Source organism: Pseudomonas fluorescens group sp. PF-1 (assembly GCF_054481335.1).
In genome coordinates, this window is the sequence record NZ_JBTMNG010000002.1 from 1620462 (window position 1) to 1633705 (window position 13244).

Genomic DNA, 13244 nt, shown 5'->3' on the forward strand with positions numbered 1-13244 from the left:
TGCGTTGGCCCATGCAGCAGCGGATAGGAATGCGGAGAAAATAGATGAGCGCGCTCTATATGATTGTCGGCACCCTGGTAGCTTTGGGCGTGCTGGTTACCTTCCACGAGTTCGGCCATTTCTGGGTCGCGCGTCGCTGTGGGGTCAAAGTGCTGCGCTTCTCCGTTGGCTTCGGAATGCCACTGCTGCGCTGGCACGACAAAAAAGGCACTGAATTCGTTTTGGCTGCCATCCCGCTGGGTGGCTACGTCAAGATGCTTGACGAGCGTGAAGGCGAAGTACCTGTCGATCAACTCGACCAATCCTTCAATCGAAAATCCGTCCGTCAGCGTATTGCCATCGTAGCGGCTGGGCCGATTGCCAACTTTCTGTTGGCCCTGGTGTTTTTCTGGGTGCTGGCCATGCTCGGCAGCGAGCAGGTGCGCCCGGTCATCGGGGCTGTAGAGTCTGGCAGTATCGCCGCCAAGGCCGGTTTGAACCCGGGTCAGGAAATTGTTTCCATCGACGGTGAGCCGACTTCCGGTTGGGCGGCGGTGAATTTGCAGTTGGTCCGTCGACTCGGGGAAAGCGGTTCCCTGCAAGTGTTGGTTCGTGAACAAGGCTCCACGGTCGATTCTCCGCGTGAGCTGGCCCTTGATAAGTGGCTCAAGGGGGCTGATGAGCCGGATCCGATTCGATCGCTGGGTATCCGTCCCTGGCGTCCGGCATTGCCGCCGGTCCTGGCTGAACTTGATCCAAAGGGCCCGGCGCAGGCTGCTGGCCTGAAAACCGGTGACCGACTGCTGGCGCTGGACAGCAAGGCGCTGGATGACTGGCAGCAAGTGGTCGACACCGTCCGTATGCATCCTGATACCAAAATCATGCTGCGGGTCGAGCGCGAGGGTGCTCAAATCGACGTCCCTGTGACACTGGCTGCGCGTGGCGACAGGAAGGCACCGAGTGGTTACCTGGGGGCTGGGGTCAAGCCTGTCGACTGGCCGCCGGAGATGATTCGGGAGGTCAGTTACGGTCCGGTGGCCGCGATTGGGGAGGGGGCGCGGCGTACTTGGACCATGAGCCTGCTGACCCTGGATTCGCTGAAGAAAATGTTGTTCGGCGAGCTCTCGGTAAAAAACTTGAGTGGACCGATAACCATTGCTAAAGTGGCGGGCGCTTCGGCCCAGTCGGGTGTCGCTGATTTCCTGAATTTCCTTGCTTATCTGAGTATTAGCCTGGGAGTTCTGAATTTGCTGCCCATTCCTGTGCTGGATGGGGGGCATTTGTTGTTTTATCTGATTGAGTGGGCGCGTGGTCGTCCCTTGTCGGATCGGGTGCAAGGTTGGGGGATACAGATCGGTATCAGTTTGGTGGTCGGAGTGATGTTGCTTGCTCTGGTCAATGATCTGGGTCGTCTGTAACGTCGCTGAATTGCGAATCTGCCGCATTTTGCGGCAGTTTGTTTATTGCCAGTTGGAATAAGAAAGGACTTCATGAAACGTCTGCTGCTAACTGCGGTTCTCACCGTATTGATGATCGCCGAAGTTCACGCCGAGTCCTTCACTATCTCTGATATTCGCGTCAATGGCCTCCAGCGGGTCTCCGCGGGTAGCGTCTTTGGTGCTTTGCCGTTGAACGTCGGTGAACAGGCGGATGATCATCGCCTGGTGGAATCCACTCGTGCGTTGTTCAAAACCGGTTTCTTTCAAGATATCCAGCTGGGCCGCGATGGCAACGTCCTGGTTATTACTGTAGTCGAGCGTCCGTCGGTCGCCAGTATCGAGATCGAAGGTAACAAGGCGATTTCCACTGAGGACCTGATGAAGGGCCTCAAGCAGTCCGGTCTGGCCGAAGGCGAGATCTTCCAGCGTGCGACCCTTGAAGGTGTACGTAACGAGCTGCAGCGCCAGTACGTCGCTCAGGGTCGCTACTCCGCCACCGTCGACACCGAAGTGGTACCTCAACCGCGCAACCGCGTCGGTTTGAAGGTCAACATCAACGAAGGCACCGTGGCGGCTATCCAGCACATCAACGTGGTGGGCAACACGGTCTTCCCGGATGAAGACCTGATCGACCTGTTCGAACTCAAGACAACCAACTGGTTGTCGTTCTTCAAGAACGACGACAAGTATGCTCGTGAAAAACTGTCCGGTGACCTGGAGCGTCTGCGTTCCTACTACCTGGACCGTGGCTATATCAACATGGATATCGCTTCGACCCAGGTGTCCATCACTCCGGACAAAAAGCACGTCTATATCACCGTCAACATCAACGAAGGCGACAAGTACACCGTTCGTGACGTCAAGTTGAGCGGCGACCTGAAGGTTCCAGAGGATCAGGTCAAGTCCCTGCTCCTGGTGCAGAAAGGCCAGGTGTTCTCGCGCAAGCTGATGACCACTACGTCCGAGCTGATCACCCGTCGTCTGGGTAACGAGGGTTACACCTTCGCCAACGTCAACGGCGTACCGCAGCCTCATGATGAAGACCACACCGTAGACATCACCTTCGCTGTGGATCCGGGCAAGCGTGCTTACGTCAACCGCATCAACTTCCGTGGCAACACCAAGTCCGAGGACGAAGTGCTGCGCCGTGAAATGCGTCAGATGGAAGGCGGTTGGGCGTCGACTTACCTGATCGACCAATCCAAGACACGTCTGGAGCGACTGGGCTTCTTCAAGGAAGTCAACGTTGAGACGCCGGCCGTACCTGGCGTCGATGACCAGGTGGATGTGAACTACAGCGTTGAAGAACAAGCGTCCGGTTCGATTACCGCCAGCGTCGGTTTTGCCCAGAGTGCCGGTTTGATCCTTGGTGGTTCGATTACCCAGAACAACTTCCTGGGTACGGGTAACAAGGTCAGCATCGGCTTGACTCGCAGCCAATATCAAAGTCGCTATAACTTCGGTTATGTCGACCCGTACTGGACCGCTGATGGTGTGAGCCTGGGTTACAACGCCTTCTATCGCACCACCGACTACAAAGACCTTGATGTCAACGTAGCCAGCTACGCCGTTGACAGCCTGGGAGCGGGCGTCAGCGTCGGTTATCCGATCAGCGAGACGTCACGTCTGACCTTCGGATTGACTGCGCAACAAGACAAGATCAAGACGGGTCTTTACACCGTCGACGAAATTTTCGACTTCGTTAACCAGCAAGGTGATCAGTACCTGAACTTCAAGGCCTCGGCCGGTTGGTCCGAGTCCACACTGAACAAAGGCGTACTGGCGACCCGTGGTCATTCCCAAAGCCTGACTGCGGAAGCAACAACCCCGGGCAGCGATTTGTCATTCTTCAAGCTGGATTACCGCGGTCAATTGTTCCAGCCGTTGTCTGAAAACTACACCATGCGCCTCCACACCGAACTGGGTTATGGCGATGGTTATGGTTCCACTGATGGCTTGCCGTTCTATGAAAACTACTATGCTGGTGGTTTCAACTCGGTTCGTGGCTTCAAGGACAGCACTTTGGGGCCTCGCAGTACCCCGAGCCGGGGCGTGAACCCGGGAACAGCAGTCGATCCAGACCAGGATCCATTGCCGTTTGGTGGTAACGTCCTGATTCAGGGTGGTGTAGAACTTCTGTTCCCGTTGCCGTTCGTGAAAGACCAGCGTTCGTTGCGCACCTCGGTATTCTGGGATGTGGGTAACGTGTTCGATTCGACCTGCAAGCAGAGCACCAATGCCGATGGCTCGAAGTCCAACACTCAATGTAACGACGTCAGCCTGAGCAATATGGCCAGTTCTGTGGGTGTTGGTGTGACTTGGGTGACCGCCCTTGGTCCGTTGAGCTTCGCGTTAGCGATGCCAGTTAAAAAGCCGGACAGCAATGCCGAGACTCAAGTGTTCCAATTCTCCCTCGGCCAGACGTTCTAAGCGTCTGACCCAAGATAACGACAATGGATTTTGTAGGAGTGCATCGTGCGTAAGTTGACTCAATTGGTTCTCCTGGCTTCCGTACTGGTAGCAGGCCCGGCTTTTGCCGACATGAAAATCGCCGTTCTGAACTATCAGATGGCCCTGCTGGAATCCGATGCGGCCAAGAAGTACGCCGTGGATGCCGAGAAAAAATTCGGTCCTCAACTGACCAAGCTCAAGACACTGGAAAGCAGTGCCAAGGGTATTCAGGATCGTCTGATGGCCGGTGGCGACAAAATGCAGCAAGGCGAGCGTGAGCGTCTGGAGCTTGAATTCAAGCAAAAGGCTCGTGACTTCCAGTTCCAGTCCAAGGAACTGAACGAAGCCAAAGCCGTTGCCGACCGTGAAATGCTGAAACAGCTCAAGCCGAAACTGGACAGCGCTGTGGAAGAAGTCATCAAGAAAGGTGCTTTTGACCTGGTCTTCGAGCGTGGCGCAGTGATCGATGTCAAGCCTCAGTACGACATCACGCGCCAGGTTATCGAGCGCATGAATCAGCTGAAGTAATCCATGACTGCGACTATCAAACTCGGCCAACTGGCCGAGTTCCTCGGTGCCACATTACGTGGCGACGCGGAGAAGGCAATTACTGGGCTAGCCACCTTGCAGGAGGCTGGCCCAACTCAGTTGAGCTTTCTCGCAAATCCCCAATACCGTAAATACCTGGCAGGCAGCCAGGCTGCAGCCTTGTTGCTGAAAGCCGCTGATGCTGAGGGGTTTGCCGGTAATGTACTGGTGGTGCCTGATCCATACGCTGCCTACGCGCGCATTTCTCACCTGTTCGATCCCAAGCCCAAGGCGGCCGCCGGTATTCATCCGACCGCAGTCATTGCGGCGGACGCGGTGGTCGATCCGGCGGCGAGTATCGGAGCGTTTGTAGTCATCGAGAGCGGTGCGCAAGTTGCCGCGGGGACAACCGTTGGCGCGCACTGTTTCATCGGTGCTCGTAGCGTCATTGGCGAAGGCGGCTGGCTCGCTCCGCGTGTCACGCTGTATCACGACGTGCGCATCGGCAAACGAGTGGTCATCCAGTCGGGTGCCGTACTCGGTGGCGAAGGCTTTGGTTTTGCCAACGAAAAGGGTATCTGGCAGAAAATTGCCCAGATCGGTGGCGTTCTGGTCGGTGACGACGTGGAAATTGGCGTGAATACTGCCATCGACCGCGGCGCGCTCGCCGATACCATCATTGGTAATGGCGTTAAGCTCGACAACCAGATTCAGATCGCCCACAACGTCCAGGTTGGTGATCACACGGCCATGGCCGCGTGCGTGGGCATTTCCGGCAGCACCAAAATCGGCAAGCATTGCATGCTCGCCGGTGGCGTAGGGCTGGTGGGACATATCGATATTTGCGACAACGTTTTCATTACCGGGATGACCATGGTGACTCACTCGATCACCGAGTCAGGTTCCTATTCTTCCGGTACGGCAATGCAGCCAGCGGCCGAGTGGCGCAAAAGCGCGGCCCGTATCCGTCAGCTCGATGACATCGCACGGCGTTTGCGACAGCTGGAAAAGCAAGTAGGGGAAGTGACCCCTGACGGTAATGCTGCTTCAGATGGCTGATACCATTTCCATATCAAATGTGCGCAGCCGCTAGACTGTGTCCTTGATTTGCTAGAGGAGTGCGCGTAAGTCGCGCGCTCCCAATCTTTACATAGGCTTCCCCCCGAAATGATGGACATCAACGAGATTCGCGAATACCTGCCTCACCGTTACCCGTTCCTGCTGGTGGACCGGGTCGTGGATCTGGATGTGGAAGGCAAGCGCATTCGCGCCTACAAGAATGTCAGCATCAACGAACCTTTCTTCAATGGTCACTTTCCGGCGCATCCGATCATGCCGGGCGTACTGATCATCGAAGCGATGGCTCAGGCTGCCGGGATCCTTGGTTTCAAGATGCTCGACGTGAAACCGGCCGATGGCACCCTTTATTACTTCGTCGGTTCCGACAAGCTACGCTTCCGCCAGCCGGTGTTGCCGGGTGATCAGTTGATTCTTGAAGCCAAGTTCATCAGCTGCAAGCGTCAGATCTGGAAGTTCGAGTGCCAGGCTTCGGTCGATGGCAAGCCAGTCTGCTCAGCTGAAATCATCTGCGCGGAACGTAAACTATGAGTTTGATTGACCCTCGCGCAATCATCGATCCGACGGCCGTCCTGGCTGACGGTGTCGAGGTCGGGCCGTGGTCGATCATCGGCGCAGGTGTGGAGATCGGCGAGGGGACGGTTATCGGGCCGCATGTGATTCTTAAGGGCCCAACCCGAATCGGTAAGCACAACCGCATCTATCAGTTCTCCTCGGTAGGTGAAGACACGCCTGATCTGAAGTACAAGGGCGAAGAAACTCGCCTGGTGATCGGTGACCACAATGTCATTCGCGAAGGCGTGACCATTCACCGTGGAACCATTCAGGATCGTTCGGAAACCACCCTGGGCGATCACAACCTGATAATGGCCTATGCCCACATCGGTCACGACAGCGTCATCGGAAACCACTGCATTCTGGTCAACAACACCGCACTTGCCGGTCATGTGCACGTTGAAGACTGGGCGATCCTGTCCGGGTTCACCCTGGTTCACCAGTATTGCCACATTGGTGCCCACAGCTTTTCCGGCATGGGTACCGCCATCGGCAAGGACGTTCCCGCGTTCGTTACGGTGTTCGGCAATCCGGCCGAAGCCCGTAGCATGAACTTCGAAGGCATGCGCCGTCGCGGTTTCAGCGAAGATGCGATCCACGCCCTGCGTCGTGCCTACAAGGTGGTCTATCGCCAGGGCCTGACGGTTGAGCAAGCACTCGCCGAACTGGCCGAACCTTCGGAGCAATTCCCGGAAGTTGCGGTGTTCCGCGACTCCATCCAGTCTTCGACGCGCGGCATCACCCGCTAATCATGGCCAATCTGCGTATTGCGCTGGTGGCGGGTGAGGCTTCCGGTGACATTCTGGGCGCGGGGCTGATGCGTGCGCTCAAGGCTCAACACCCGGCAATCGAATTCATCGGTGTCGGTGGCCCGCTGATGCAGGCTGAGGGGTTGACTTCATACTTCCCGATGGAGCGCCTGTCGGTCATGGGCCTGGTTGAGGTACTTGGCCGATTGCGCGAGTTGCTGGCACGTCGCAAGAAACTGGTCGCAGACCTGATTGCCGCGAAGCCGGACGTGTTCATCGGAATCGATGCCCCGGATTTCAATCTCAATATCGAACTCAAGCTGCGTCAGGCCGGGATCAAGACCGTGCATTACGTCAGTCCGTCGGTCTGGGCTTGGCGACAGAAGCGCGTGCTGAAGATTCGTGAAGGTTGCGACCTGATGCTGACGCTGTTTCCGTTTGAAGCAAAGTTCTATGAAGAGAAGGGCGTGCCAGTGCGGTTTGTCGGGCACACCCTGGCCGATGCCATTCCGCTCGAGGCCGACCGTGCCGCAGCGCGGGCCGAGCTTGGATTGCCTGACGGGCCCTTGGTCGCGCTGATGCCCGGCAGTCGCGGCGGCGAAGTGGGCCGTCTCGGTGCATTGTTTCTCGACACGGCCCAACGCCTGCGGGCACTGCGTCCGGGCGTGCGGTTTGTCTTGCCGTGTGCCAACCCGCAGCGTCGCGCGCAGCTTGAAGAGCTGTTGGTCGGCCGCGATCTGCCGCTGACCTTGCTCGATGGCAAGTCCCACCTGGCCCTGGCCGCGTGTAACGCAGTGCTGATCGCGTCCGGCACGGCAACGCTTGAAGCCCTGTTGTACAAACGCCCAATGGTGGTCGCTTATCGCTTGGCGCCGCTGACGTTCTGGATTCTCAAGCGGATGGTCAAAAGCCCCTACGTCTCCTTGCCGAACCTGCTGGCCCAGCGACTGCTGGTGCCCGAGTTGCTGCAAGACGATGCGACGGTCGAAGCGCTGGCCCAGACCCTGTCGCCGCTGATCGAGGGTGGGGAAGAGCAAACTCGCGGTTTTGACGAAATCCACCGTACCTTGCGTCTGGATGCCTCTAATCAGGCGGCGGATGCGGTGCTGAATTTGATCGGCCAAGCACAATGAGTAAAACAAGCATGCAGATGGGGCTGGATTTCACCTTGGTCGCTGATGTGGAAGAGTTGGTTGCCGGCGTCGACGAAGTCGGTCGCGGTCCGCTCTGTGGCGCCGTGGTGACTGCGGCTGTGATCCTCGATCCGAACCGTCCGATTCTCGGCTTGAATGACTCGAAGAAGCTCACCGAAGCTCGCCGGGAAAAACTCTATGATGAAATCTGCGAGAAAGCCCTGAGCTGGTGCATCGCCCGCGCGGAAGTCGAAGAGATCGATGAGCTGAACATCCTCCATGCCACCATGCTGGCCATGCAGCGCGCGGTAGCGGGGCTGCATATACAGCCGAAACTGGCGATGATCGACGGTAATCGTTGCCCTAAATTGCCGATGCGCGCCGAAGCGGTGGTGCAGGGTGATGGGAAGGTGCCGGCCATCGCGGCTGCATCGATTCTGGCCAAGGTCAGTCGTGACCGTGAAATGGCTGCGTTCGAATTGATTTATCCTGGCTACGGCATTGGCGGGCATAAAGGTTACCCGACGCCAGTCCATCTTGAAGCGCTCGCTCGTCTGGGGCCGACCCCGATCCATCGGCGCTCGTTTGCCCCGGTGCGCCTGGCGTATGAGGCGCGGGAACGCCTGATCGAGAGTTAGCGGCAAGGCTGATTTTTTTTGCCAAGGCCCGGTACAATCCGGGCCTTGTTGTCTTCACGTTTCTAGTTTCTAGACAGGATCACTATGCCGGCTTCATTCGTTCATCTACGCCTGCACACTGAATATTCCCTGGTCGACGGTCTGGTGCGGATCAAGCCGCTGGTCAAGACCCTGGTCGGCATGAACATGCCTGCCGTTGCGGTCACCGATCAGAACAACATGTGTTCCCTGGTCAAATTCTATAAAGCCGCCATGGGCGCCGGGATCAAGCCGATCTGTGGCGCCGACCTGTGGTTGTCGAACAAGGATCCGGACAATCCGCTGAGCCGGATCAGCCTGCTGGTGATGAACGCCGAAGGTTATCGCAACCTCACCGAGCTGATTTCCCGCGGCTTTATCGACGGCCAGCGCAACGGTTCGATCATCATCGAGCGCGAGTGGGTCGCTGAAGCCAGCGCAGGCTTGATCATGCTGTCGGCGGCGAAAGAAGGCGAGATCGGCCAGGCGATGCTCAGTGGCAACCCGGACGAAGCCGAAACCTTGGCACGCGAATGGATGGAGGTGTTCCCGGACCGCTTCTATCTGGAAATCCAGCGTACCAATCGCCCCAACGACGAAGAGCAGCTGCACGGTGCCGTGGCGCTGGCCGAGAAAATCGGTGCGCCGCTGGTGGCGACCAACGATGTGCGCTTCATCAAGCAGGAAGACTTCGCCGCCCACGAAACCCGCGTTTGCATCGGTGAGGGCCGCGCGCTTGACGATCCGCGGCGTTCGAAGAATTACAGCGATCAGCAGTACCTCAAAAGCGCCGAGGAAATGGCCGAGCTGTTCAGCGATATTCCCGAAGCGCTGGAAAACACGGTCGAGATCGCCAAACGCTGCAACATCGAAGTCAAACTGGGCACGCACTTCCTGCCCAACTTCCCGATTCCCGATGGCATGACCATCGACGAGTATTTCCGCAAAGTCTCGTTCGATGGCCTTGAGGAGCGTCTCGCGGTCCTGCTGCCCAAGGACACCACTGAAGACTACGAGGCCAAGCGTCAGGTTTATGTCGACCGGCTGAATTTCGAGCTGGATATCATCATCCAGATGGGATTCCCCGGTTATTTCCTGATCGTGATGGACTTTATCCAGTGGGCCAAGAACAACGGTGTGCCGGTGGGGCCAGGCCGTGGATCGGGTGCCGGGTCGCTGGTGGCTTATGTGCAGAAGATCACCGACCTCGACCCGCTGGAATATGACCTGCTGTTCGAACGTTTCCTTAACCCGGAACGGGTCTCCATGCCCGACTTCGACGTCGACTTCTGCATGGACGGTCGCGATCGGGTGATCGACTATGTGGCCGAGAAATACGGCCGCAACGCGGTAAGCCAGATCATCACCTTCGGTTCGATGGCGGCAAAAGCTGTGGTGCGCGACGTGGCGCGGGTGCAGGGCAAGTCTTATGGCCTGGCGGATCGTCTGTCGAAGATGATTCCGTTCGAAGTCGGCATGACCCTGGAAAAGGCCTACGAACAGGAAGAAATTCTGCGTGACTTCATCAAGGTCGATGAAGAAGCCGCCGAAATCTGGGAGATGGCCCGCAAGCTCGAAGGCGTTGTGCGTAACGTCGGCAAGCACGCCGGTGGTGTGGTGATCGCTCCGACCAAATTGACCGATTTCTCGCCGATCTATTGCGATGAAGCGGGCGATGGCCTGGTGACCCAGTTCGACAAGGACGACGTTGAAGCCGCCGGGCTGGTGAAGTTCGACTTCCTCGGCCTGCGGACCTTGACGATCATCGACTGGGCCCTGAAAACCATCAACCGCGACCGCGCCAAGGTCAACGAGCCGCCGCTGGACATTGCGTTCATCCCGCTGGACGACAAGCCGACCTACACGCTGCTGCAAAAAGCCGAAACCACGGCGGTGTTCCAGCTCGAATCCCGCGGCATGAAAGAGCTGATCAAGAAGCTCAAGCCCGACTGCCTGGAAGACTTGATCGCACTGGTGGCCCTTTTCCGTCCCGGCCCGCTGCAATCGGGCATGGTGGATGACTTCATCAACCGTAAACACGGTCGTGCCGAACTGGCGTACCCACACTCGGATTACCAATACGAAGGCCTCAAGCCCATATTGGCGCCCACTTACGGCATCATCCTGTATCAGGAACAGGTGATGCAGATTGCCCAGGTCATGGCCGGCTACACCCTCGGCGGTGCAGACATGCTGCGTCGGGCGATGGGTAAGAAAAAGCCCGAAGAAATGGCCAAGCAGCGTGGCGGCTTCATTGAAGGTTGCGCCACCAACAATATCGATGCCGACCTGGCCGGTAACATCTTCGACCTGGTGGAAAAATTCGCCGGTTACGGCTTCAACAAATCCCACTCCGCGGCTTATGGCCTGGTCTCGTACCAGACGGCATGGCTCAAGGCGCACTACCCGGCGCCGTTCATGGCGGCGGTGCTTTCGGCGGATATGCACAACACCGACAAGGTCGTGACCTTGATCGAGGAAGTGCGCACGATGAAGCTGCGTCTCGACGCACCTGACGTGAACACATCGGAGTTCAAGTTCACGGTGAACGACGAAGGCCGGATCATTTACGGATTGGGCGCGATCAAGGGCGTGGGGGAGGGGCCGGTCGAGGCGATCACCGAAGCGCGCCTGGACGGTCCGTTCAAGGATCTGTTCGATTTTTGCGCCCGGGTTGACCTCAAGCGCATCAACAAGCGCACCCTCGACGGTTTGATCCGCAGCGGGGCGCTGGATCGTCTTGGCCCGTACTTTCACGATGAACCGAAGGCCTATCAAGCCAATATCGACCGCAACCGTGCCGTCCTGCTGACCGCGATGGAAGAGGCGATCAAGGCTGCCGAGCAGACTGCCCGTACCCACGACAGCGGCCATGCCGATCTGTTTGGCGGTCTGTTCGTCGAAGAAGATGCCGATGTTTACACCAACCATCGCAGAGCCAAGGAGCTGACCCTCAAGGAGCGGTTGAAAGGGGAAAAAGATACCCTGGGCCTGTACCTGACTGGCCACCCGATCGACGAATACGAAGGTGAAATACGCCGTTTTGCCCGTCAGCGCATCATCGACCTCAAGCCTGCGCGCGATACCCAGACGGTCGCCGGCATGATCATCGCCCTGCGGGTAATGAAGAACAAAAAGGGCGACAAGATGGGGTTCATTACCCTTGACGACCGTTCGGGGCGGATCGAGGCGTCGCTGTTTGCCGATGCGTTCCATTCCGCGCAATCACTCTTGCAGACTGATGCAATGGTGGTGGTCGAAGGCGAAGTCAGCAACGATGACTTCTCCGGCGGCCTGCGGTTGCGGGTCAAGCGGGTGATGAGCATGGAAGATGCGCGTACCAATCTGGCAGAGAGCCTTCGTCTGAAGCTGCACGCCAAAGATTTGAAAGGTGATCAGCTACGCTGGCTGGGTGAACTGCTCAAGCGTCACCGTGGTGCGTGCCCGATCACCATGGACTACACCAGTCCCGATGCGAAAGCCTTGCTGCAGTTCGGCGAAGGCTGGCGAATCGATCCGGCGGATGCGTTGATTCAAGCCCTGCGTGACCAGTTCGGGCGAGACAACGTCTTCCTCCAATACCGTTGACGGTCAGGGCTGTTGGATGGCTCTGGCCTTGACCTGAATTTTTAATCTCGACCTGAACGCGCCTGTCCCTTAAGGTAGGGCGCGAATAGACAACCGGCCGGCCCAAGCTCTCTTGGACGTCGACCCAAGACGGACGCCTATGAACCCGAATTTTCTAGATTTCGAACAGCCGATCGCCGACCTGCAAGCCAAGATCGAAGAGTTGCGCTTGGTCGGTAATGACAATTCGCTGAATATCGGCGATGAGATCTCCCGCCTGCAGGACAAAAGCAGCACGCTGACCGAAGATATCTTCGGCAAGCTGACCAGCTGGCAGATCGCGCGTCTGGCGCGTCACCCGCGTCGTCCTTACACCCTGGACTACATCGAACACATCTTCACCGAGTTCGATGAGTTGCACGGCGACCGCCACTTCTCCGACGACGCCGCCATCGTAGGCGGTATCGCCCGCCTGGATGACCAGCCAGTGATGGTGATCGGTCACCAGAAAGGCCGCGAAGTGCGCGAAAAGGTTCGCCGCAACTTCGGCATGCCGCGTCCGGAAGGCTACCGCAAGGCCTGCCGCCTGATGGAAATGGCCGAACGCTTCAAGATGCCGATCCTGACCTTCATCGACACGCCGGGCGCTTACCCTGGCATCGACGCTGAAGAGCGCAACCAGAGCGAAGCCATTGCCTGGAACCTGCGGGTCATGGCTCGCCTGAAAACCCCAATCATCGCCACCGTGATCGGTGAAGGTGGTTCCGGTGGTGCTTTGGCGATCGGCGTTTGCGATCAGTTGAACATGCTGCAGTACTCGACCTATGCGGTGATCTCTCCGGAAGGTTGCGCTTCGATTCTGTGGAAAACCGCCGAGAAAGCACCGGACGCCGCTGAAGCCATGGGTATCACCGCCGAGCGCCTGAAAGGCCTGGGCATCGTGGACAAAGTGATCAGCGAGCCTTTGGGCGGTGCGCACCGTGATCCAGCGGCGGCAGCTGCCAATATCCGTGCCGAGCTGAGCTCGCAACTGGCGATGCTGAAGAAGCTCGACCACAAAGCGCTGCTGGCCCGTCGTTACGAGCGTCTGATGAGCTACGGTCTCTGATC

At 57.8% G+C, this 13244-nt stretch carries 10 protein-coding genes; all 10 read left to right on the forward strand.

Going from position 1 to position 13244, the window contains the following annotated elements; translation table 11 throughout:
* The first annotated feature begins 44 nt into the window (after positions 1–44).
* The 10 genes from rseP (at position 45) to ACX3YD_RS22055 (ending at position 13242) form a co-directional block, all read left to right on the forward strand.
* The gene (gene rseP, locus ACX3YD_RS22010) at positions 45–1397 is read left to right on the forward strand and encodes a sigma E protease regulator RseP (RefSeq protein ID WP_047526316.1); all 1353 of its coding nucleotides are present in this window, start codon (positions 45–47) and stop codon (positions 1395–1397) included.
* A gap of 72 nt (positions 1398–1469) precedes the next feature.
* Positions 1470–3848 carry an outer membrane protein assembly factor BamA gene (gene bamA, locus ACX3YD_RS22015; protein ID WP_047526317.1) on the forward strand — a complete coding sequence of 793 codons (2379 nt, stop codon included), beginning with the start codon at positions 1470–1472 and terminating at the stop codon, positions 3846–3848.
* Positions 3849–3893: 45 nt separating this feature from the next.
* Positions 3894–4397: an OmpH/Skp family outer membrane protein gene (locus ACX3YD_RS22020; protein WP_007990260.1), complete on the forward strand. Its 504-nt coding sequence runs from the start codon at positions 3894–3896 to the stop codon at positions 4395–4397.
* A gap of 3 nt (positions 4398–4400) precedes the next feature.
* Complete coding sequence (gene lpxD, locus ACX3YD_RS22025) at positions 4401–5456, forward strand: UDP-3-O-(3-hydroxymyristoyl)glucosamine N-acyltransferase (protein WP_458960980.1); 1056 nt, start codon at positions 4401–4403, stop codon at positions 5454–5456.
* A 108-nt stretch (positions 5457–5564) separates the two neighbouring features.
* The gene (gene fabZ / locus ACX3YD_RS22030) at positions 5565–6005 is read left to right on the forward strand and encodes a 3-hydroxyacyl-ACP dehydratase FabZ (RefSeq protein WP_007940511.1); all 441 of its coding nucleotides are present in this window, start codon (positions 5565–5567) and stop codon (positions 6003–6005) included.
* On the forward strand, positions 6002–6778 hold the full coding sequence (lpxA, locus tag ACX3YD_RS22035) for an acyl-ACP--UDP-N-acetylglucosamine O-acyltransferase (RefSeq protein ID WP_047526326.1): 777 nt from the start codon (positions 6002–6004) through the stop codon (positions 6776–6778). The genes fabZ and lpxA overlap by 4 nt, the downstream gene beginning before the upstream one ends.
* Before the next feature lie 2 nt (positions 6779–6780).
* A complete protein-coding gene (gene lpxB / locus ACX3YD_RS22040; protein WP_090467448.1) occupies positions 6781–7911 on the forward strand; it encodes a lipid-A-disaccharide synthase in 1131 nt (376 codons plus the stop codon).
* A gap of 11 nt (positions 7912–7922) precedes the next feature.
* On the forward strand, positions 7923–8549 hold the full coding sequence (gene rnhB, locus ACX3YD_RS22045; protein ID WP_103403607.1) for a ribonuclease HII: 627 nt from the start codon (positions 7923–7925) through the stop codon (positions 8547–8549).
* A gap of 84 nt (positions 8550–8633) precedes the next feature.
* A complete protein-coding gene (dnaE, locus tag ACX3YD_RS22050) occupies positions 8634–12155 on the forward strand; it encodes a DNA polymerase III subunit alpha (RefSeq protein ID WP_458960981.1) in 3522 nt (1173 codons plus the stop codon).
* Positions 12156–12294: 139 nt separating this feature from the next.
* Positions 12295–13242, forward strand: a complete 948-nt coding sequence (locus ACX3YD_RS22055; RefSeq protein WP_103403605.1) for an acetyl-CoA carboxylase carboxyltransferase subunit alpha — start codon at positions 12295–12297, stop codon at positions 13240–13242.
* Positions 13243–13244 lie beyond the last annotated feature (2 nt).

Excerpts from the sequence above, each read along its gene's own strand:
- fabZ (WP_007940511.1), top strand. The coding sequence starts at position 5,565 with ATGATGGACATCAACGAGATTCGCGAATACCTGCCTCACCGTTACCCG.
- dnaE (WP_458960981.1), top strand. The coding sequence starts at position 8,634 with ATGCCGGCTTCATTCGTTCATCTACGCCTGCACACTGAATATTCCCTG.
- lpxD (WP_458960980.1), top strand. The coding sequence starts at position 4,401 with ATGACTGCGACTATCAAACTCGGCCAACTGGCCGAGTTCCTCGGTGCC.
- rseP (WP_047526316.1), top strand. The coding sequence starts at position 45 with ATGAGCGCGCTCTATATGATTGTCGGCACCCTGGTAGCTTTGGGCGTG.
- lpxB (WP_090467448.1), top strand. The coding sequence starts at position 6,781 with ATGGCCAATCTGCGTATTGCGCTGGTGGCGGGTGAGGCTTCCGGTGAC.
- lpxA (WP_047526326.1), top strand. The coding sequence starts at position 6,002 with ATGAGTTTGATTGACCCTCGCGCAATCATCGATCCGACGGCCGTCCTG.
- ACX3YD_RS22055 (WP_103403605.1), top strand. The coding sequence starts at position 12,295 with ATGAACCCGAATTTTCTAGATTTCGAACAGCCGATCGCCGACCTGCAA.
- bamA (WP_047526317.1), top strand. The coding sequence starts at position 1,470 with ATGAAACGTCTGCTGCTAACTGCGGTTCTCACCGTATTGATGATCGCC.
- rnhB (WP_103403607.1), top strand. The coding sequence starts at position 7,923 with ATGCAGATGGGGCTGGATTTCACCTTGGTCGCTGATGTGGAAGAGTTG.